18 protein-coding genes are annotated in these 21094 nt (G+C 45.2%); 12 read left to right on the forward strand and 6 right to left on the reverse strand.

Features of this window, described 5'->3' with window-relative positions; translation table 11 throughout:
* Positions 1 to 10: 10 nt before the first annotated feature.
* A complete protein-coding gene (locus ACIGBN_RS04575) occupies positions 11 to 1309 on the reverse strand; it encodes a M18 family aminopeptidase (protein ID WP_133003060.1) in 1299 nt (432 codons plus the stop codon).
* A gap of 123 nt (positions 1310 to 1432) precedes the next feature.
* Between ACIGBN_RS04575 and ACIGBN_RS04580 the strand changes: the two genes are divergently transcribed.
* The 5 genes from ACIGBN_RS04580 to ACIGBN_RS04600 all read left to right on the forward strand — a co-directional run bounded on the left by ACIGBN_RS04580 (position 1433) and on the right by ACIGBN_RS04600 (position 6908).
* Positions 1433 to 3496: a carboxy terminal-processing peptidase gene (locus ACIGBN_RS04580; RefSeq protein ID WP_133003059.1), complete on the forward strand. Its 2064-nt coding sequence runs from the start codon at positions 1433 to 1435 to the stop codon at positions 3494 to 3496.
* A 209-nt stretch (positions 3497 to 3705) separates the two neighbouring features.
* Positions 3706 to 4005 (forward strand): LexA regulated protein, encoded by a 300-nt coding sequence (ybfE, locus tag ACIGBN_RS04585; RefSeq protein WP_133003058.1) that lies wholly within the window; start codon positions 3706 to 3708, stop codon positions 4003 to 4005.
* 73 nt (positions 4006 to 4078) lie between these two features.
* Entirely contained in the window at positions 4079 to 4657 is a 579-nt protein-coding gene (locus tag ACIGBN_RS04590) for a thymidine kinase (RefSeq protein ID WP_133003057.1), read from the forward strand.
* 2 nt (positions 4658 to 4659) lie between these two features.
* The gene (locus tag ACIGBN_RS04595) at positions 4660 to 5562 is read left to right on the forward strand and encodes a recombination-associated protein RdgC (protein WP_396663869.1); all 903 of its coding nucleotides are present in this window, start codon (positions 4660 to 4662) and stop codon (positions 5560 to 5562) included.
* Between the two features lie 173 nt (positions 5563 to 5735).
* Positions 5736 to 6908, forward strand: coding sequence for a cation diffusion facilitator family transporter (locus ACIGBN_RS04600; RefSeq protein WP_396663871.1), 1173 nt, complete (start codon positions 5736 to 5738; stop codon positions 6906 to 6908).
* On the opposite strand, the gene ACIGBN_RS04605 is transcribed toward ACIGBN_RS04600, so the two are convergent.
* On the reverse strand, positions 6905 to 8218 hold the full coding sequence (locus tag ACIGBN_RS04605; protein ID WP_396663872.1) for a DNA recombination protein RmuC: 1314 nt from the start codon (positions 8216 to 8218) through the stop codon (positions 6905 to 6907). The two genes, ACIGBN_RS04600 and ACIGBN_RS04605, sit on opposite strands and share 4 nt — an antisense overlap.
* 65 nt (positions 8219 to 8283) lie before the next feature.
* Here ACIGBN_RS04605 and ACIGBN_RS04610 point away from each other — a divergent pair, with 65 nt between their 5' ends.
* The 5 genes from ACIGBN_RS04610 to ACIGBN_RS04630 all read left to right on the forward strand — a co-directional run bounded on the left by ACIGBN_RS04610 (position 8284) and on the right by ACIGBN_RS04630 (position 14312).
* Positions 8284 to 8901, forward strand: a complete 618-nt coding sequence (locus ACIGBN_RS04610; RefSeq protein WP_133003053.1) for a YigZ family protein — start codon at positions 8284 to 8286, stop codon at positions 8899 to 8901.
* 2 nt (positions 8902 to 8903) lie between these two features.
* Complete coding sequence (gene rapA, locus ACIGBN_RS04615) at positions 8904 to 11732, forward strand: RNA polymerase-associated protein RapA (protein WP_396663874.1); 2829 nt, start codon at positions 8904 to 8906, stop codon at positions 11730 to 11732.
* Between the two features lie 6 nt (positions 11733 to 11738).
* Complete coding sequence (locus ACIGBN_RS04620) at positions 11739 to 12395, forward strand: RluA family pseudouridine synthase (RefSeq protein ID WP_133003051.1); 657 nt, start codon at positions 11739 to 11741, stop codon at positions 12393 to 12395.
* Positions 12396 to 12519: 124 nt separating this feature from the next.
* Positions 12520 to 13137, forward strand: coding sequence for a MarC family protein (locus tag ACIGBN_RS04625; protein ID WP_133003050.1), 618 nt, complete (start codon positions 12520 to 12522; stop codon positions 13135 to 13137).
* Positions 13138 to 13559: 422 nt separating this feature from the next.
* On the forward strand, positions 13560 to 14312 hold the full coding sequence (locus ACIGBN_RS04630) for a hypothetical protein (protein WP_396663877.1): 753 nt from the start codon (positions 13560 to 13562) through the stop codon (positions 14310 to 14312).
* Between the two features lie 301 nt (positions 14313 to 14613).
* Here ACIGBN_RS04630 and ACIGBN_RS04635 read toward each other — a convergent pair whose 3' ends face one another.
* From ACIGBN_RS04635 to dctP, 4 genes are all read right to left on the reverse strand, one after another.
* Positions 14614 to 15351 carry an AraC family transcriptional regulator gene (locus ACIGBN_RS04635; RefSeq protein WP_341563934.1) on the reverse strand — a complete coding sequence of 246 codons (738 nt, stop codon included), beginning with the start codon at positions 15349 to 15351 and terminating at the stop codon, positions 14614 to 14616.
* A 150-nt stretch (positions 15352 to 15501) separates the two neighbouring features.
* On the reverse strand, positions 15502 to 16824 hold the full coding sequence (locus ACIGBN_RS04640) for a TRAP transporter large permease subunit (protein ID WP_341563935.1): 1323 nt from the start codon (positions 16822 to 16824) through the stop codon (positions 15502 to 15504).
* On the reverse strand, positions 16821 to 17330 hold the full coding sequence (locus ACIGBN_RS04645) for a TRAP transporter small permease subunit (RefSeq protein WP_341563936.1): 510 nt from the start codon (positions 17328 to 17330) through the stop codon (positions 16821 to 16823). The genes ACIGBN_RS04640 and ACIGBN_RS04645 overlap by 4 nt, the downstream gene beginning before the upstream one ends.
* A gap of 77 nt (positions 17331 to 17407) precedes the next feature.
* Complete coding sequence (gene dctP / locus ACIGBN_RS04650) at positions 17408 to 18469, reverse strand: TRAP transporter substrate-binding protein DctP (protein WP_341563937.1); 1062 nt, start codon at positions 18467 to 18469, stop codon at positions 17408 to 17410.
* Between the two features lie 709 nt (positions 18470 to 19178).
* Between dctP and ACIGBN_RS04655 the strand changes: the two genes are divergently transcribed.
* Together ACIGBN_RS04655 and ACIGBN_RS04660 are read left to right on the forward strand one after the other, a co-directional pair.
* Positions 19179 to 20135, forward strand: a complete 957-nt coding sequence (locus ACIGBN_RS04655) for an ornithine cyclodeaminase family protein (RefSeq protein WP_396663880.1) — start codon at positions 19179 to 19181, stop codon at positions 20133 to 20135.
* A 677-nt stretch (positions 20136 to 20812) separates the two neighbouring features.
* Positions 20813 to 21025, forward strand: a complete 213-nt coding sequence (locus ACIGBN_RS04660) for a hypothetical protein (protein WP_133003048.1) — start codon at positions 20813 to 20815, stop codon at positions 21023 to 21025.
* The last annotated feature ends 69 nt before the right edge of the window (positions 21026 to 21094 follow it).

The raw sequence follows: 21094 nt of genomic DNA on the forward strand, positions 1-21094 counted from the left end.
GGACTCGCTCTTAACGCGCGATCAACTTAGCACGCTTAGTAAAGCGCGCCAGCACCTTATAAAGCCCATGAGCGTCATGGCTACCAGCTAATTCACGAATGGAGTGCATACCAAAAGTTGGCAAGCCAATATCGATCGTCGGCACACCGATTTCTCCAGAGGTTATCGGCCCAATCGTGCTGCCACACGCCATGTCGCTGCGCACGACAAAGCTCTGTACTGTGTAGTTTTCTTCAGCGGCAATATCCCGGTACACACTCGCCGTTTCGCTGTTGGTGGCATAACGCTGATTCGCGTTAATCTTGATCACCGCACCTTGGTTAATCATAGGAGCGTGATTTGCATCGTGCATGCTAGCGTAATTCGGATGCAACGCATGCGCGTTGTCTGCAGACACCAACATCGAACGCTGCATAGCCTGTACATATTGCTCTGGATTTGGCGATAAGCGACGCAGTACATCTTCCAAAAACGGCCCATTCGCGCCACAAGCAGACAAACTGCCAATCTCTTCATGATCGGTACAAATCAACAAACTTGGACGCTGATTATCTGAATCCAATAACGCTTGCATACCAACAAAGCAACTCAGCAAATTATCCAATCGAGCGGAGCAAATGTACTCTTGATGCAAGCCCACTAACGACGGCTTCTGAGTATCGTAAAGGCTGAGCTCAAAATCCAATATGGTTGCCACTTTCGCATCTGGATGCTGCTTCTCAATTTGAGTTTTCAGCAAAAGTTGCAGATCGAATGTGTTTTCTGCGCCACATAAAATAGGCAAAATTTCGTTTTGTGGGTTCACAGAAAACGCTTCATTGGCTTTTCTATTCAAATGGATGGCCAGATTAGGAACCACAGCAATAGGGTCTTTAAAGTCCACCAGACGGCTACTAATGTCACCGTCTTGGTTTTTGTAACTAACGCGACCTGCGATCGACAAGTCACGGTCTAGCCAGGTGTGCAGCAACACCCCGCCATACACTTCCACACCCAATTGGTGATGGCCATGACGCTGCACATGAGCATTCGGTTTCAGCTTTAAGCACGGACTGTCTGTATGAGCCCCTATCATTCGCCAGCCACTTTGATGAAAATCCAATTGCGGACTCGTAAAGGCAATCAGTGACGAGTCATTACGGGTCACAAAATATTTTCCACCTTCATCAATCACCCAACTATCTTCTTCTAATAGTTCAATGAAACCCGCATTGGTTAATGCTTGGCGCATGCTGTCTGTGGCATGAAAAGGAGTGGGAGAATCTTGTAAAAAAGATAACAAAGTATGATTAAAGCTAGAATATTCCATAATTTCCTGAAAGGACAATACCTTAAAAAAGTGACTTTTTAGCAGTTAGGCTGGCCTTACTGCTCTGTGTCTAATATGATTTTACTCAATAACGTAAATACAGACCAAGAGAACCCACACCGGATGAATTATAAACACCTATTGTTTTGCCTTTTCACGGGTCTAATCTTTGCCTCGACGCAAGCATCTGCCTACACAGAACTTCAACCGCCACATGAGTACGACACAGTATCCAAAGAACTAGTGAGTATGCTAGAAAGCGAACATTATGACAAACCTACGATTGATGATCGCATTTCAGAAGAAGCCTTTGATTATTACTTGGACTCTCTCGACCCATCTAAAAGCTTTTTACTGCAAAGCGATGTGGATGCGTTATCACAATACAAAGACAGCTTTGACGATGCCTTACGCAATGGCGACACACAAGTGGCTTACACCATCTACAACCTCTATTCAAAGCGCATCGAAGATCGTCTAAACAGCGTTGAAAAAGACATTCCAAAAATCGTCAAATCCTTTGACTACACAAAAAAAGAGTCACTGAATAATGACCCTGATAAGTTAAAGTGGGCAACCTCTGAAAGCGAGCTAAACGAATACTGGCGCAAGCGTTTAAAAAACCGCGCTTTGGTGCTTAAGATGAATGGTGATTCCGAAGAGAAAATCATCGACACATTAGAACGCCGCTATAAAAACCAGCTGCGCCAAGTAGACCAAACGAACGCCGTGGATGTTTACCAAATCTTCGCCAATTCGATTACCGCAACATTGGACCCTCATACGTCTTATTTTGCGCCACGCGCATCAGAAACCTTCAACATCAACATGAGCCTTTCTTTAGAAGGGATTGGTGCGGTACTGCAGGCCGATGACGACTACACCAAGATAGTTCGTTTGGTTCCAGGTGGCCCAGCCGCCACTCAGACCGACCTAGCCCCTAACGACAAGATCATTGCCGTTGGCCAAGAAGGCAAACCCATGGTCGATATTGTTGGCATGCGACTTGATGATGTGGTCGAAATGATCCGCGGTGAGCGAGACACCAAGGTAAATCTGGAAGTGATTCCAAGTAAAGGCGATGGCCAAACCAGTAAAAAAATCACCATAGTCCGCAAAAAAGTAAAACTGGAAGACCAGTCTGCGAAAAAAGACATCATCCACATTAAGCGTGATGGTAAAGACTACAAGGTAGGCATTATCCACTTACCTACCTTCTATTCTGATTTTGCGGCCATCCAACGTGGCGACAAAAACTACAAGAGCTCCACTCGTGACACTAAGAAGCTGATCGAAGAATTGCGCAAAGAAGGCGTGGTCGCGCTTATCCTTGACCTTAGAAACAACGGTGGCGGCTCATTGCAAGAAGCAAACTCACTAGCAGGCCTATTTATTCCATCTGGCCCTGTAGTGCAAATTCGCGATCAAAAAGGGCGTGTTACGCCACTTGGCGACAGCGACGGAGAAATCAGCTACAGCGGCCCTCTTGCTGTGCTAACCAACCGTATGAGCGCATCCGCGTCTGAAATCGTCGCAGGGGCTTTGCAAGACTATGGCCGCGCCTTGATCCTTGGCAGCCAAACCTTTGGTAAAGGCACAGTCCAAGTACTTCAAGACATGGACAAAGGCCAACTTAAAGTCACTCAAGCGAAGTTTTACCGCATCTCAGGTGAAAGTACTCAGCACAAAGGGGTTATCCCAGACATTGCCTTCCCTTCTTTGATTGACGACAAACTGGTCGGTGAAAGCGCATTAGACAATCCGCTACCATGGGACAAAATCCATGAAACACGCTACCCAGTCTATTGGAACATGGAGGCCTATGTACCACTGCTTGAGCCACGCCATAACGCGCGCATCAAGAAGGACCCAAACTTTATTGCGGTGGTAGATCAAATCAAAGACTACAAAGCCCAAGCAGAAAAATACAAAACCATCTCTTTGAATGAAAAGGTTCGCGAAGCACAAGCCGCGGCGAATAAGAAAAGAGAATTGGACAGAGAAAACACGCGTCGCAAAGCCCTTGGCCTAGAGTTGGTTAAATCAGTCGATGACATCAAGCCATCTGACAAAGCCGATGACGACGCTTATGCTCACGAAGCATCAGAAATTTTGCTGGACTTCATTGCCATTAACCAAAAAGCAGAAGCCGCCGCTAAGGCACAGCAAGCCGCCAGCCACAACTGATCTTAATCCTGGCGGGATTACCCAAAAAGGCAGTGTGTTTTCACACTGCCTTTTTCTTTATTAAACGCAAACTCGTGGCTTTGGTCTTGGACTGACATCAAAATTCCCACATAATAGCGCGCTGAAATTCATAATAAGGCGATACAGGGATTACCCCCCTGCTCAACGCCCCGTTTTATTCTACTTTTTGATTGTATGTACGGAATACCATGGCAAAATCGTCCGCCGATAGAAACACTATCGACTTATTTGGCTCTCCTCGAGGTCGACCTCGAAGCCAACCGTTGAATCGAAAAGATCAACTAAAAGCAAACAAACGCATCCAACGCGAAAAAGAAAAAGCCCTTGGGCTGAAACGGTTAGAATTATTGGTTGATGAAGAAACCATCACCAAGCTTGACCAGCTCTGTGAGCTAAACGATGTAAAACGCTCTGAATGGCTAACCATGCAAATTGCCTTGTCTTTTTCAAAGTCAAAAACAGGGAAGCTAAAAAAGCCGACCCGCTAGCCAGCCTGCGTCTGTAACAAGACTTTTCGCTGACTATAAACCCACGCATAACAACTCGATTAACTGACTTACTATGGCCAAACTGTACTTTTATTATTCTGCAATGAATGCGGGAAAATCCACCATACTCTTGCAGTCCGCTCACAATTACCAAGAACGCGGAATGGAAGTCATGTTACTGACGGCCGCTATTGACGACCGTTATGAAAGCGGGCAAATTGCTTCTCGTATTGGCATTAATGCAGAGGCTCAAGTCTTTACCAGAGAGTCCGATCTTTGGTCGCAGATCGACGCACAACATCAAGCAACCAAGCTAAGTTGTATCTTGATCGATGAAGCTCAGTTTCTTACCAAAGAACAAGTGTATGCATTGTCTGATGTGGTTGACTCGCTGGACATTCCCGTCTTGGCGTTCGGTATTAGAACCGATTTCCAAGGGGCGTTATTCGAAGGCAGTAACGCCCTACTCGCTTGGTCAGATAAATTAATCGAGCTGAAAACCGTTTGTCATTGTGGCAGCAAAGCCACTATGGTGATTCGCCTTGATGAACAAGGCCATCCAGTAAAAGAAGGCGCCCAGGTAGAAATTGGTGGCAACGACCGCTATTTGTCCGTTTGTCGAAAACATTTTAAAGAAGCCGTGAGACGATAATTATGTGGTTCAAGAACGCCCAGATTTTTCAATTAAAAGACACAGAGTCACTCGATACGAATGAGCTCATTGATAAAATTCCTGAGTTCCCACTAAAAGAATGTGGCTCACAAGAAGAGTTTTCCTTCGGCTGGCTGCCATTAATTCGCAACAGCGAACAATGGAGTCTGGCCAGCGACCACTGCTTGTTATTCCGTGCAGGCAAAGAAGAAAAAGTATTGCCAGCGGCGGTAGTTCGTGAAGAACTGGAAGCCAAGGTGGCCGAAATCGAATTAATAGAAGGACGCAAAGTCGGTCGTAAAGAGAAAACCGACATGAAGGACGAATTGGTCTTCACGTTGCGCCCTAAAGCGTTTTCAAAACGCACAGACATTTGGGCATATATTGATTTAAAAGCCAAAATCTTAGTTATCAACAGCACCAACGCAAGCATGACCGAATTGCTTTTCAAGCACCTGCAAACCACGCTGGGTAGCTTCCCTATGTCTCCGCTGCAAGCTCAAGTTTCACCGGCGTCTTTGATGACCGACTGGCTGACCAAAAATGAAGTGCCTGCTAGCCTAGAAACCGGCGACGAATGTGAAATTCAAGACGGTTCAGAAGAAAAAGCGACGATCCGCTTTAAAGCATTAGAACCACTATCAGAAGATGTAACACGCCACCTAGAGCAAGGCATGGCGGTAAAATCTTTAGCCCTACGCTGGACAGACAAACTGACCTTTGTATTGCATGAAGATCTGACCTTACGCAAAATCAAATTTGATGATGCGCTAAAAGAAGCGGCCTTTAATGACTCTCAAGGTGGCGGTTTATCCGACATGGATGCCAACTTCTCCTTGATGTCGCTGACACTGCGCGAGTTCTATGCCTCTTACTGCCTTTGGTTTGAAATCCCAGAAGCATAAAACGTGCCTGAGTTTTAACCACTCCCCAACGTTTTCCACAGATATCGTGGATAACACTGGGGAGAACATTCGGGAAGCCAGATAACATGCAGATCCCCAGAATAAAGTTAGACACAACAGACGCTATTGAGTGCTATTAAACTCAATCTGGAAACCATATTGATGAGCGTTTTATGACAAAACTTCAGCAAGAACAAGCTATTGCCAAAAGAGTTACCCTGATGGGAGCGATTTGGGATGCCATCTTAGGCGCCGCGAAAATTGTTGCCGGTTATTTCTCTCAATCCCAAGCACTGATTGCCGATGGCATACACTCATTGTCCGATCTAATCACCGATGTGTTTGTTTATTTCGCGTCTTCTAATGCGCGCCAAGGGCCTGACGAAAAACACCCATACGGACACTTACGCTTTGAAACCGTGACCACGGTCTTTTTAGGCATGGTATTGGTCGCGGTCGCGGTAGGCATTGCCTATGAATCACTGGATAACCAGAAAGAAGCGCAATTCACCTGGTATGGCATGGCGGCGTTGCTGGCCACCATTGGCATTAAAGAAGCCATTTTTCACTATACCAAAAAAGCGGGCGAAGAAATCAGCAGCAAGCTGTTGATTGCCAACGCTTGGCACAGTCGCAGTGATGCCCTGTCTTCGGTTGCTGTGTTAGTCGGCCTCATTGGGGTGTATTTCGGCTACGGATGGGCTGACATGCTGGCGTCCATCGTGGTGGCTTTATTGATTGGTAAGATGGCGCTTAGCATGATCTGGGAGAGTTTAAGCGAATTGGTCGACAGCGCCCCAGACCCAAAGCTTATTGCCAAGATCAAAGAAACCGCAGACAGCCTAAAAAATGTCATGGCGCCCCACGATGTGCGGGCACGCTCGATGGCGGGTAAAATTTACCTTGATATGCACATTCATGTACCAAGCCATGCCAGCGTCAGTGAAGGGCATTTTCTGGGTGAACTGGTGTCTTACACCATTCGTAAAGCGCACCCGCAAGTGGTCGACGTGTTAGTACACATTGACCCAGAAGAAGACTTCGACGAAGTGTTGTCGGCTGAAGGCGCCAAGCCTGAGTACCTGAAACGACCAGCAAGGCACCAGGTATTGGCGGATTTACGTTTTTTATTGCGTCAGCACACGGCGTACTTAAATATTGATCAGACTCGCTTGCATTATCTTGCAGACAGCTTAGACATCGAACTGGTGGCCGATTCTAGTAAATTGCCAGAAGACGCGAACCTGCAAAAAGTGACGCAGGCTATCTATCTTGATATTCAAGCGGCACCTTATGCTAAAAAGGTCGACGTGCTTTGGTCTTTTCCTAAAAACGATACGAATTAAGCGTCTTCCGATTCGTCACTCAGAGCGTCATTCAGGCGCTCTGCGGGCAGCGCCTTGGTGGTTTTTGCGCCCATCTGTTTCAGTTTTTCAGCGCGCGCTAATAAGTTCCCTCGGCCTAAGCTCAGTTTTTTCAACGCCGCATCATGACTGCGCCCTACCGCGTCTAACCTGCTACCAATGTCATCCATATCCTGCACAAAAGCAGCGAACTTGTCGTACATAGCCCCTGCTTGACGGGCAATTTCAATGGCGTTTTGGCTCTGCTTTTCATTGCGCCAAATGTTCTGAATAGTCCGCAAAGTGGCCAACAAGTTAGATGGCCCCACAATAATAATATTGTGCTCAAACGCTTCACTAAAGAGACCGTTGTCCGCCTGTAACGCCAGACCAAACGCCGCCTCGATGGGAATAAACAGGAGCACAAAGTCCAACGAAGTAATGCCAGGAAGGTCATGATAAGACTTAGCGCTAAGCTCTTTCATATGACGGCGTACCGCTTCGAGGTGCTGTTTTAACGCCCGATTTCTTGCCTCATCGTTGTCCGCTTCCATATAAGCAAGGTAGCTCACCAACACCATTTTAGAGTCCACTACGATTTGCTTACCTTCAGGAAGATGAATCACCACATCAGGCTGCAACCGTCTTCCCTCTTCTGTTTGCAAGGACATCTGTACATCGTATTCTCGGCCTTTTTCTAGCCCCGACTTTTCTAAAATGCGCTCCAAGATGACTTCACCCCAGCCACCTTGCAGTTTGTTTTGCCCTTTTAATGCCGTCGTCAAGCTCATGGCATCGTCACTGATCTTCTGATTCAGTTGCTGTAAGCTTTTGATTTCTCGAACCAAAGAAAAGCGCTCTCTGGCCTCTTCTTGATAGCTTTTGTCCACGCTTTCTTGAAACTTCTGAATTTGGCTGCCAAGCGGCGTCAGTAAAGACCCCAGTTGGCGCTCGTTTTCTTTTGCCAAATGCTGCCCTTGCTGGCTCATAATCTCATGGGCCATTTGTTTAAATTCGGTTTCGTTCTGTTTCTTCTGCTCACGATAAAACGCTTCTTTTTCCTGCCAAACGCTTTGCGCTGCGGCAAATTGCTGTTCTAACGTAATGGATTCTTTTTCGAGATAGTGAATCTGTTCCTTAGATTGCTCAACGAGGCGCATTAACTCCTCATTTTGTTGCTGCATTTTTTCTTGTGTATGGTGCCACTGACGACGCATAGCCTGTACAATAAGGCTGGCAAGGCCAGACAGTAGAATCGCGCCCACACAAAAGCCCGATAACGCCCAAACCGATTGTGAAAGCCAATCTGTCATATGAATTAAAACCCGCTATTTTTATAGTGAAATCAATCACTCTTGAATTCAATTGATAAGTTTACATGGATTACTACTTAAGCCCAACACACACGCAACGCTTTGATCTTGAAATTAAAAATAGCCAGTTCATTACGCGAGTAAGTCGAACTCAAGGTCGTGATGCCGCCAAAGCCTTCATAGACGAAATACGCGCCCAGTACCCAGACGCGAATCATCATTGCTGGGCCTTTGTCGCGGGCGCCCCCAACAACGTGCATTTGTGGGATCAAAGTGACGATGGCGAGCCCAAAGGCACCGCCGGAAAACCCATGTTAAATGTGCTACAGCATTCAGATTTTGGCGAAACGACGGTCGTCGTTACTCGCTACTTTGGTGGCATTAAACTCGGCGCTGGCGGGCTAGTAAGAGCCTATAGCCAAGCCGTACAAGAAGCCCTAACACAAACAGAATATGAAAATGTTTACCCGCGCGTCCCTGTTCAACTAAAAATCACCTACTCTCTATTGGGTAAGGTCGAATATTTTTTAGAGCAAAGCGACATTGAGGTAAACAACAAAACCTACACCGACAGCATTATCATTGATCTTGCTGTTATAGAACGCACTTGGCCTGAGCAGAAACAAGCACTGACTGACTTATGCCAAGGCAGCTTAACGTTAATTGAACCGGACAAAGAGTAACTATGTACCAAACTGGACAAAGATGGAGTAGCCGCAACGAGCCTGATCTTGGCGTCGGCATGATCATTGAAAAACAAAACAAATCCTTCTTGTTGCATTTTCCCGATGCAGAAGCAGATCGCCAATACTCAAACGACCAAACCAGTCTTGTACGCCGTACACTCACACCTGGCGACCAATTGTCTTTCAAAGATGAAACCTTCACGGTACTGGAAGTGGAAGAAATTGACGGGCTCATCGAATACCGCATTAGCGACGATGACGATTGGCTAGAAGAGTCTCTTATCCAATTTCCACGTAACGACAAAAATGAACTGGACTCCATTTTAGCCTTGTCACCTGCGCGTCGCATGTGGTTTGACTTACGCCGCCATACATTGGAGCACCAAGCCGCCAACGCTGCGTCCCAAGTGCGTGGGTTAATGGGCTTAAAAGCAGAGCTTTTGCCACACCAAATTTACCTAGCACACGACATCGCAAATCGCCCACAAGCACGCGCCCTCTTATGTGACGAAGTGGGCATGGGTAAAACCCTAGAAGCCGGCTTGATCTTGCATCAACGCCTATTAAACGGTCTGTGTAAACGCGCCTTGATCCTCACCCCAACCAACCTGCAACACCAATGGTTGGTTGAAATGCTACGTCGTTTCCATCAGCCATTTAGCTTGATTAACGACGCTGTGTATGAAGATTTCATGGACGGTGACGACAACCCATTTGAACAACAACCCTTTGTGATTGCCCCAATCGATTGGGCAAGCCAGCACCCGAAAGCCGCCCAGCACATGCTAGACGCAGAATGGGACATGGTGATTGTGGATGAAGCGCATCACCTAGCGTGGCACCCAGAAACACCGAGCATCGGTTACCAGGTGGTTGCCCGCCTTGCTGAAAAATCAGAATCTTTGTTGCTGCTCAGCGCAACACCAGAGCAGACCGGCGAACGCGAACATTTCTCTCGTTTGCAATTACTGGATGCCGATCGCTATCACGATTTCGAGCGTTACCAAGCGCAACAACAGGCATTCAAACAAGCCGCCAGCTTAGCGGAAGCCTTGCTGCCAATCACCACACAGGACGACAACGCTGCAGAGCACGATTGGCCGACCACATTTGGCGACTACCTAGAGGAAGTAAAAGCCAAAGAATGGTTCACCAACCTAACCAATGGCAACCCTGAGCAACGCGCCGAAGCGGCCAAAGAAGCCATTAGTTGGCTGATTGATCGCCACGGTACTGGGCGTGAAATGTTCCGTAACACCCGAGCGGCTGTCGGCGGCTTCCCAAATCGAGCATTGCACAGCTACCCGCTTGAAAATAACGAGTTTTTTGCCTCTGCAACACACCATGTTCAGCCTGAAACAGACGTTCAAGATGGATTGTGGGAAAAAGACCCGCGCTGGAACTGGCTAAAAGAGTTCCTAGAATGCCAAGCGGATAAAGTATTGGTGATTTGTCATACCGCTGACATGGCCCAATGGCTAAATGACCAGCTTACGTTTGCCGGCTTCCAAAGCGCCGATTTCCATGAGCAAATGCCATTGATCCATCGCGATCGCGCGGCCGCTTATTTTGCTGACGAAGAAGGCGCACAAATTCTCGTTTGTTCTGAAATCGGCAGTGAAGGTCGTAACTTCCAGTTTAGCCATCACCTAGTGATGTATGACTTACCTGAACACCCTGACTTGCTTGAGCAACGTATCGGTCGTTTGGACCGTTTAGGACAACGTGAAGACGTGCAAATTCACGTGCCTTACCTTGCCAACAGTGTGCAAGAACGCCTATTCCATTGGTATCACGATGCACTGAATGCATTCTGCCGCACCACAGGCGCAGGCGACAAAGTAGAAGAAGCCTTCCGCGATAGCCTATACGCTTATCTGCATGGGCAAGACGATGACGCCACCTTGCTTGAAGAAGCCAATGTGTATCACGAAGCGTTGCTGAAGCAGATGGAAGAAGGCCGCAATCGTCTATTGGAAATGAGTTCTTGCCGCCCTGAACGCGCTCGTGAATTGATCACACAGATCAATGACCAAGCCATCCACGGCCTGCATAACTACATCGAAGACGTGACCCACGCTTTTAACATTCACGCCGAATGCATGAACGACAACCCTGAGCAAAGCGCTTGGTTTATTCGTCCATCAACCGACATGATGCTAGAAGCTCTGCCTGGCATCGAAGAAGAAGGCAAAATGCTGATGTTGGATCGCCGTCAAGCGAGCCAGCGTGAAGATGTGGCCTTTGCAACATGGGAACACCCACTGATCACCATGCTAATGGACGAAGTCCAAGGCTTTGATTCAGGCAAACTCACCTCCGCTATCTTGCCTATTGCCGCCTTACCAGAAGGCACAGTCTTGGTCGAAAGTATGTTTGTCATCGAAGCGACAGCACACCCTCGATTGAAGCTGGCGCAATCACTGCCGATGACGCCAATGTGGCAATTGTCTGATTCCAATGGCAAATTCCTGCACCAGCAATTTACCGCGGATAAGTGGGCTGAAAAACTAAAAGGCGTGCCAAACCGAGTTGCAGAACAATGGGTTGCTGCCTTGCGCAAAAATCTGATCGAAGTATTACAAACTCATCAGCTCAACGCTCAAGACCAAGCTCGCCCTATTGTTCAGGCGGCAAAATCGTCTTATCAGCATCGCTGTCAAAGTGAAATTGAGCGCTTAAGTGAGCTTAAAACATTCAATTCTGCGATCACCGAAGAAGACATCGAACGCCTAGAAACAAACATGCAAGAAGGCTTAGTGCGCATTGATGAACACCAAATCCGTTTGGATGCGATTCGAATCATTCTAACCACTAAACCGGAATAGCCATTCGTGCCAACGCCATCATCTAGACGAGCACCAGACTCTACCCTAGAGATACTCTATGAAGACGACTGGTTTGTTGTGATCAACAAACCAGCGAATTGTTTGTCTGTACCCGGTCGCGGTCCAGACAAACAAGATTCTATTTTGTATCGTGCTGAGCAGCAGTTTGGTGAAGCCTTTGCCATTCATCGATTGGACGAAGCCACCTCAGGATTGATTCTGGTGGCCAAAACCCACGAATGCCAAAAGCGCATGTACGCACATTTTCGTGAACGAGAAGTCAAAAAAGAATACCGCGCCTTGCTGCGCGGTAAACTTTTAGGCCAACGAGGAGAAGTGCGCAAACCGTTACGTTGCGACTGGCCAAACCGGCCAAGGCAAATCGTTTGTACTGACGAATGGAGTAAAGATTCCATCACCTTTTGGGAGCCAATGGCCTACGAAGGCAACACCACTCGCGTTCGGCTAACGCCCTACACGGGTCGTTCCCATCAACTTCGTGTGCACATGCAAAGCATCGGACACTCGATCATCGGCGATGAATTCTACGACCCAGAATACTCCGAAGCCGACCCCAGATTACTGCTGCACGCGTATCGCCTCGAATTCCGCCATCCTTTTACCAAAGCCTGGCTCGCCTTCGTCGCACCCTGTCCTTTTTAGCCCGCGGCCCCACCGGGGCAAATGACCGCTGGGCTATTTATTGCGGCGTATAAATGGTTAGTAGTAACATGGGCGCGCAAATGACTCACAAGCGCATTAGCGCCATACAAGGAAGAGTAACGATATGAGCGATCTGTATACGCAAATGATCACGGTCTTTTTGGGCTTTTTCGCCATTATGAACCCTATCGCGAACACCGCCGCCTTCGCGGGCTTAGTCGGAGACAAAAGCAAAGCGGAGCAAATTAAAATCGCCGCGAAAGCATTGGTCATCACTTTCATCGTCATCTTGTCTTTTGCCCTACTTGGCAAAGCCATCTTTCATTTATTTGGAATCACCATTTCTGCGCTGAGAATAACCGGCGGTATTTTAGTGTTTCTCGTCGGCTATCACATGCTGAATGGACACACCTCTAAAATGCATTCTGCACAAGAGCATGACGAAACAGACATTGCTGTGTCGCCTTTGGCCGTGCCACTGCTTGCTGGGCCTGGCACCATTGCAACGGCAATGAATTACTCCTCGTCAGGGGGGGTATCAGGCATATTAGTCACCCTGTCTGTGTTTGCTGTTTTGTGCATCATCACTTTTTTCTGCTTTATTTTTAGCTCGCGCATTCTGGCACTCATAGGCAAAAGTGGCCTTGATATCGTCACCCGTTTAATGGGGTTAATTCTCGCGGTCATCGGTATGCAAATGGTGATTGTCGGCGTTACCGCCGTGGTCAAAGCCATGAACTAAGCAACTCAATGCTTTGCCTTCCTCAACCAAAGGGTCATCAGACTAGGAGGCATTTCCCTTTAAAACCCTAAGCACTTTATGATGACTACATCCGTTGCGTTTAAAGGGATTTGACCTCGCAGGTTCCAACAACCTGACACACAATCGGCGTTTCTCTTCGAAACTGCCGTCTACCTCATCGAAAACACCGATTGATGTTATGCATAAAACAGTACTAGCCTTGCAGACAATTATGAATGGAGTAACGACAGAGATTTGGCTTTTTAAGGCATTAGCATTATAAAAATATTTTCAGGAAAGTTGATAATTAGAGCATTTAGATTATTTTTAATAATGAATATATACAATTGAAAATGTATTAGTCGAGTCTCAGCTCTGGGAGGATCGTCTGTCGTTTTTCAGAGTTCAAAAGGAATGAAACAATGAAGACTCCATTAATGATTATAATCATCTCTCTAACTCTAACGGGGTGTTCAAGCATCTCAAACATGGATAAAAAAGCCATAGTGACTGCTACCAAAGCTGAAATGATACCTGTCCCAAACCCTATGGCAGTTCAAACTATTGAAATATATGATAAAAATCAAAATAAACGTATAGAGGCTGACGTACTATCTCTAGAATCCTCCGTAATTAGAAAAAGGCTCACAAGCACACGAACTTTTATTTCAGTAGAAAAACGAGATTCGAATGGTAGTTTTTCATATATTGGGGCTGGCGGAAAGGTATCAAAAGGCACATACAGAGTAACATTTGATTATACTAACTATTTAAATAGACCATTTAATATAGATGAAAAAACTTCAGCAATAGCTAGAATAGGCGTTGGTCTTAGAGTCACAGCTTTATTAGATACATCAAGTAAGTCTGTTGATGTGAGCGGTTTACTTCCTATTGGTTTAGCAGCTAAAGATAATAAGGTATCTGGCCAGATAGAATATTATGTATACGGTATGAGTAACGATAAAATTTCAATTGCTGCTCCATCCCCTAAAACACTAGATCTAAGCTCTATTCAAGAAGCTTTTGAAGCATCAGCTAAAACTAAAGTCATGTTTAACCTTGATGAGACAACATTGGAGCCGTATTTAATTGGCCTTGCACAAGTCACTAATGAAAATGCCTCCAAAGCTGAAGAGATTGCTGCGAAAAAATTAGCCATCAGTTCCAATTAAACAAAAGCCTACCTCTACTGCCTACTCTACACAAAGCGTAAGCTCAGAAATACTGGGCTTACGTCAATGCCCCCCTCCCTCTAGATTGCTGCTAATTAACACATCAAAGAAAAACTGATAAGCCACATCGATTTAGTTTGCAGTAGCACCTAGAAGTGACAATAAGTCACCGTAATACAACAGAAACATACCGCCTCCCCCTCAAATTTCCCATTAGAGGAAATCAGCCTTTCTAGACGCACTAATGCTTGTATTGCAGTAGAGGGGTGGTCGCTGATTTATGTTTTGAGACCCGATAAGTCTAGGATTTTCGAAGGTGTCTAGGTGAGTGACCATAATGGCGCTGAAATGCATGAGTCATAGCACTTTGATTACTAAACCCTGTTTCTTCAGCAATAATAGAAAGCGGTTTATTGGTGGTGATAATTAAGTCATACGCCGTTTCTAAGCGTCTTTTCAAGATAAATTGGTAAGGCGTAACTGAGGTTTCTTTGGCGAAGAGCTCACTAAAATGGCCGGCGCTTACATGATGCATTTCTGCGAGTTGTGTAACCGATATTTTCTGATCAAGGTTCTCATCAATAAAGTGTGAGATCGAGTTGATATTGAGTTTTGAGCGACTCTTATTACTCGGCAAATCACCCAAAATTCTATGATGTAGCGAGGCCATTAAACCAAGAGTACAACCATCGAGGGCTTCAGGAAAAAAGTTAAAATTATTGGCTTCTTTGTCTAGGTAAGAAATAAGCAGTTTCAGGTTTTCATCAATAGAAAAGTAACGTGGTTGCTCAAATAGGTTTTCTAAGCGGCTGTTTAACTGCACGTTTGGAATGTCGATAATGATGTGGTTATTATCACCAATAGCTTCAAAATAGTGGGTTTCACTGGCTGGCGCTAGGCACCCAGTTTGACTATTTACGACGCCTCCTTTTCCATCAATTTCAAATAATGCCTGTCCTTTTACTGCGATAATCAATTGATGATGATTATGGTTATGCTGATCGCATGCGTTCGGCAAAATAAGATTTCGAATATGCATTTCATACCTAACATTTTATAAATTCTGTTAGTGTTACATTTTCATTGAATAAGTCAATTTAATTTGACCGCGACGATATTCTCTTAGCCGTACTTTTCAGTCATCGTACAACCCAGAGAAACGATTCTACTGGGTTGTAACTTGATAAAATTACCAGTCTTTTACACCAAGAACCCGTGGTAACCAGAGTGCAGTCTCTGGAAAAACGAGTATGACGAACAGCACAAGCAGTTGGATAGCGATGAAAGGTATTACCCCAGCGTACATGTGTTTTAAGGTAATGCTCGGTGGTGAAATAGCCCTTAAGTAGAAAATTGAAGGTGCCAAGGGTGGTGTTAGATAACTGGTCTGCAACACAACCAAGAAAGCCACACAGAACCAAATATCATCAAAGCCCAGTAAGCGAACAATAGGAATGGCCACTGGAATAATGATCAAAACAACCGACATCATGTCTAGCAAAAAGCCCGCTATAAAAGCGATAAACAAGATCAAACCAATAACGGTATGCGGACTGAAACCAGACCCAGTAAGCAAGGATTGAACCGTTTGCATGCCGCCAGTGGCAAAAAATATTCCGGCAAACATATTACCCGCCATCACGATCAACAAAATCATTGCTGTGATGTTGACGGTACGCAACATAGATTCCCACAACACGCTCAGTTTGCAGCTTTTGTAGCAAATAGACAAAATAACCGCGCCTAAGGCACCACAAGCCGACGCTTCTGTTGGTGTCGCAAGGCCTAATAAAATCGTGCCTAACACGGTAAAAATCAGAGCCGCCGCTGGCAAAATAGCCGTCGCCGTGATTTTCAGCCTTTCAGCAAGTGGCACCCCTACTTCGTCCTGCTCGCGTGGCGCCATGCTAGGTTTGAAATACGCCAAAGTAATGACATAAATAATAAACAAAGCCGCCATTAACAGGCCAGGAATAAGCAAGCCATTAAACAACTGACCAACCGATATTCCGGCAACCGGTCCTAATACAATGACGGTGATAGAAGGTGGGATAGCGGTACCCAATGAACCACTCGCACAAATGACACCTGAAAGTAAGCGTTTGTCATACTGGTGTTTAAGCATGATAGGAATGGTCAACAAACCAATGACGGCTTCGGTTGCTCCCACCACACCACTTGATGCTGCGAATATCGCACCGAGTAAAATAGTCCCCACACCTATGCCACCAGGTAGACGTCGTGTCCATAAGTGAATGGCGTGAAAGAGTCGTTCTGCTATACCAGATTTCTCCAACATAGCGCCCATAAAGATAAACAGTGGCACCGCCGCCAATATTGAATTAGACGCGGTTTCTTCAATTTTTGTTAATAGCTGATACGCCGTGACGTCACCGAACATCATTAGGCCAAAAATAGTGGCCGTCAGTATCATGGCAAAGGCAATCTGTACGCCTAGGAAAATAAATAGGATGAGCACAGGAAACATAAAAATAGACAGGAAATCACTCATGCAAAGTCATCCTCTTTTCCACTAATCATGGTAATAATGGCTTTAAGAAGCTCGGCAATAAGTTGCATAACGAGCAATAAGAAACCTAAGAACCAAGTAAAATAAATAGGCCAAACAATCGGGTTCCATGCGGAACGTCCAGAACGTTCGCCGCTTTCATAGGCTTCATAGAAATAATAAGCGAGCTCCCAGGTCAGCCAGATAATGATCGGCAATAGCATGATGTAAAAGATGGCACGGATACTAGCAGCCACTCTATTCGACATTTTCATGGTGAGTAAATCTACGCTTACGTGTTGTTTAAGGCGTAGAGCATTTGCCATTCCGAGTACGAACAGCGTCCCCATTACCATGTAGCTGATTTCAAATGCCCATACGGTTGGAGTCCCTAAAACATGACGACTAAACACTTCGACAATTAAGGCTCCGACCAGCGGCAGTATCAACAGTGCGGCAATGCCACCAAAGAAACGTGTTGGCATTTCTAATATTTTGATAAGAATCATTGTATTCCTGATAAGACAAATCTGAATAGGAGGAAAACAGAAGGGAAGAGGCAAATGACGGCCTCTTCCCTCATTTATTAAAGTTCAGATTCACCAATTGCAAGGCGATATTCTGACCAATTTTTCATGTTTTCTTTGAACGCACGTTGAGAGTTAAGAACTTTTGCAAACCAAGGATTTTTCGTTGCGTTTTCGTCTTCCCAAGCCGTTGTTTCTTCAAGGATTTTAGTGATAAAGCTAGGGTCTAACTTAACGATTTCGTTTTTACCACTTTTTAACTCTTCATAAGCCGCTAGATCGGCGTATGAAGAAGCAAGCCACGAATCAAACACAGACAGCTTCGCGGCGTTGCGAAGTAGGTTTTGCTCTTGTGCTGTTAATTTATCCCATTGACGCTTGTTCACCTGACACTCAAGAACACCACCTGATTGATGAACACCTGGAACCATCACATATTTAGCAACTTCATGGAAACCAGTCGGTTTGTTCATTTCAGGGCTACCCCACTCTGCGGCGTCAATCACACCGCGCTCAAGTGCGCTGTATATTTCACTGCCCGCCATTACGACCGTTGAAGCACCTAGACGAGAAGCAATTTCAGCCCATGCTCCTGATGTTCTTAGACGTAGACCTTGAAAGTCTTCAAACGTCTGTACTTTTTTGTTTGAGTGAAGAAAAATCTCAGTCCCCAAAACCGAGCAAGGTAATGCGACGACTTTCGATTTTTCCAAACGGAATTGTTCGTATAACTCTAGACCGCCACCTTGATATATCCATAACATGAACTCTTCTGGGGTTAGTCCGCTTGAGTGTCCAGCAAGTAGCGCTGCAGTCGGATCAACACCATAGTCATAGTTAATATAGTTGTGGCTTAGCTGTGCAACGCCAGACTTAACCGTTTCAGTCACCTTTAATGCGCTACCCAATGTGCCGCCTGGGAACACCTTGATATTAAAGTCACCGTTACTCATTGTGTTAACGTGATCGGCAAAGTTTTGCGCATCGCGTTCTAGCCAAGGACCACCTGACCAAGGAGTGGCCATACGCCAGTCTTTTTCAGCCGCACTGATGTTTACGCTAGCAGACATAACCGCTGTGGCGATTAGAGTCGTCGATAATATTTTTTTAAGTGATTTCATGTTCGTTCCTTTGTTTCTTGTTATTTCAGTGGATCACTGAAGCTAGAGCCAAGTCCGTGCTAATTGTTGATATCGTCCTTGATTCCGTTGTTGTTTTAATTCATTGGTTTATATGCCGGATTCTTCAGCCTCTCTCAGACCTATTCCACTCAAGCCAGAGAGACGCGTTCGACGATGCCTGGCAAGTCGTCATGTTCGACACTAAACGCTGCTCACGTTTTGACCTTAGTGGCAACCTAACGTTCAGTTACGCTTCGATTACAGAGTCGAAACTTGTTTCCTAGAGCACTCGTTTCAAGACCATTCTTCTTAATATTTTGGGAGCGAATCTTGTTTTTATTCGATCTATTTCATTACTGGTTAACTCGCTTTATGTGGACTCCGATTCACACGAATAGTGTTGCTATCCTCACAAATGAATCTGCTTCTCAACTAGGTACACATCGATTGTAGGGGGTTTCTAATGAATCAACTTGTCGAAAAAACTGGTCTTTTTGTGAGAAACACGGTTTTTGCAAAAAAGGTGTAAGAAAAAATTCTATTTTTGTTTACTTTGTAGGAGCTGAGGAGAGGTTGAAAGATTGTGCCGTAGCATAAACGCTATTGCGAACCGATTCTCTTATCTAGACCAGGTGTGTCGGTTGTTGTTTAGATCTAACAATGTCTTAAATAAAAATTGATGAGCAGAAAACAATTTTAGGAAGTTAAAGTGAAGAATATTTTCGTACAATACAAAGACGGTTGCTTACCTTATAAAAACGTAATATCTGCATTAGATGATGCGTTTAGATTGGATATTAATTGCCCCATTCGTCACCATCACCATTTGAAAGTACCAGGTAAAAAAGAAGCCACCTTACTATTAATGCCCGCTTGGTTAGAAGGCCAATACTTAGGGGTTAAACAAGTCAGTGTTTTTCCGAGTAATAGCGAAGCGGGCCTGCCTGGATTAAATAGCATCTATATTCTTAGCTGTGCAAAAACAGGTCAGCCTCTCGCACAATTTGATGGCAACATTATTACCGCTCGACGCACAGCATCAGCAGCAGCATTAGGTGCAAAATACTTATCTCGACCAGACTCTAAGTCTTTGTTAATGATTGGAGCAGGGAAAGTTGCGAGCCAAGTGGTACAAGCAATGTGTGAAGTGCGTGATATAGAAGAAATTAAAGTCTTTGATATTTATGAGGCTTCAGCGGCCCGCTTGGTCGACCAAATTCAAACAGACATGAAGATTAAAGCCAGTGTCGTCAGCAAAGAAGAGCTACCTAACACCGTCGCTTGGGCCGATATTGTCAGTTGTGCCACATTAAGTGAAGAGCCGTTGGTACTAGGAGAATGGGTAACACCTGGAACACACGTTGATTTGATCGGTAGTTTTACCCCTAATATGCGAGAAGCCGATGATTCTCTAATGCAAAAAGCACAGGTATTCGCCGATTTCAAAGAAGCAGCACTAACTGAAACGGGCGACTTTATTGCCCCAATCAAAAGCGGTGCAATCACAGCGGACCATATAATAGGTGATTTTTTCACATTAAGCCGTGGTGTTCATGCTGGACGTCAACAATTTAACGACCCAGAAAATGATATCTCCGTATTTAAAGCGGTTGGCTCCTCCATTGAAGACCTTGCCACTGCGATGCTATGGTTTGATTCAATTTAGCGAATAAGTTTTCACAGAGCTGCCTTTTTAAAGCGCAAGGTCAAACTTGCACTTTTTATAAGGCATTCTCTATAAACTAACGCCATACATATCAATCATTTATTTTTTAGGAAAGGATCATTTCTAAAAAAGAGAATGGTTTCTAAAAGCCAGATCTTAAATAAAAGCTGAGCTTTTTATAATGGTCGCAGCATAAATTCAGTGTTGAACATTGCATCACTTGAAAAGAGAGCGAACATTGCTATGGAAGGTATGATTATCTGCCGCCTTTTTTAAGGCCTACAGCAGCAAGGCTTACGTTGATTTTATTCACTGACTGCCTCTCTAGAACGTCAGCAAAAAGGCATCTATAGCAAGCAATCAGTGCTCCACAGACGCCCGACTCTTGTTCTTTACCCTCTCTATACCAATTTTTATCAAATTAAAGTAATGAGCTGGCGAGGTTATGAGGTAAGATGTTGGCACTTACATTGCATTTTGTTGCTGTTGATCACGGTAATAGGTGCCCCTATGATGTAAATTAAAACAACTTAATAACAGATCGGTGTTTCCTCACCGCTTTGAACACGCTTCATTACACCACTATTCCGTACGCTAAAGAGGCACTTCTAAACAAAGTGCTTGTTGGTTACCCCATGGAACAATGACGTTATTACACACTAAGAGACAGGCGTTTTATGACAGATAAGCACTTTATTTTTCAACGAATTCAGAACTTTGCAGGCGAAGGGTTTGACCCCACTGCGGATGACCAGGTAGCGACTATGCTGCGCTCAAAATTTAATATCTACCTACCTCAAAGAACATCCATCGATAAGTCCCTTGAGTCCACCAGTAGTGATCACGAAATCATTAATCTGATTATTCAATATCGAACCATGAGCGCTTAACACTTTTCCCTATTCTTTTTCACGACTGCCCTTAACGCTTCTTTTTCTTGCCAACAGGCGTCTGTGACC

Origin of the sequence: Marinomonas sp. NPDC078689, assembly GCF_044542435.1 — a bacterium.
GTDB lineage: Bacteria > Pseudomonadota > Gammaproteobacteria > Pseudomonadales > Marinomonadaceae > Marinomonas > Marinomonas arenicola.

Coding starts and splice junctions, on each gene's coding strand:
- ACIGBN_RS04575 (WP_133003060.1), bottom strand. CDS start 1,309: ATGGAATATTCTAGCTTTAATCATACTTTGTTATCTTTTTTACAAGAT.
- ACIGBN_RS04580 (WP_133003059.1), top strand. CDS start 1,433: ATGAATTATAAACACCTATTGTTTTGCCTTTTCACGGGTCTAATCTTT.
- ybfE (WP_133003058.1), top strand. CDS start 3,706: ATGGCAAAATCGTCCGCCGATAGAAACACTATCGACTTATTTGGCTCT.
- ACIGBN_RS04590 (WP_133003057.1), top strand. CDS start 4,079: ATGGCCAAACTGTACTTTTATTATTCTGCAATGAATGCGGGAAAATCC.
- ACIGBN_RS04595 (WP_396663869.1), top strand. CDS start 4,660: ATGTGGTTCAAGAACGCCCAGATTTTTCAATTAAAAGACACAGAGTCA.
- ACIGBN_RS04600 (WP_396663871.1), top strand. CDS start 5,736: ATGACAAAACTTCAGCAAGAACAAGCTATTGCCAAAAGAGTTACCCTG.
- ACIGBN_RS04605 (WP_396663872.1), bottom strand. CDS start 8,218: ATGACAGATTGGCTTTCACAATCGGTTTGGGCGTTATCGGGCTTTTGT.
- ACIGBN_RS04610 (WP_133003053.1), top strand. CDS start 8,284: ATGGATTACTACTTAAGCCCAACACACACGCAACGCTTTGATCTTGAA.
- rapA (WP_396663874.1), top strand. CDS start 8,904: ATGTACCAAACTGGACAAAGATGGAGTAGCCGCAACGAGCCTGATCTT.
- ACIGBN_RS04625 (WP_133003050.1), top strand. CDS start 12,520: ATGAGCGATCTGTATACGCAAATGATCACGGTCTTTTTGGGCTTTTTC.
- ACIGBN_RS04630 (WP_396663877.1), top strand. CDS start 13,560: ATGAAGACTCCATTAATGATTATAATCATCTCTCTAACTCTAACGGGG.
- ACIGBN_RS04635 (WP_341563934.1), bottom strand. CDS start 15,351: ATGCATATTCGAAATCTTATTTTGCCGAACGCATGCGATCAGCATAAC.
- ACIGBN_RS04640 (WP_341563935.1), bottom strand. CDS start 16,824: ATGAGTGATTTCCTGTCTATTTTTATGTTTCCTGTGCTCATCCTATTT.
- ACIGBN_RS04645 (WP_341563936.1), bottom strand. CDS start 17,330: ATGATTCTTATCAAAATATTAGAAATGCCAACACGTTTCTTTGGTGGC.
- dctP (WP_341563937.1), bottom strand. CDS start 18,469: ATGAAATCACTTAAAAAAATATTATCGACGACTCTAATCGCCACAGCG.
- ACIGBN_RS04660 (WP_133003048.1), top strand. CDS start 20,813: ATGACAGATAAGCACTTTATTTTTCAACGAATTCAGAACTTTGCAGGC.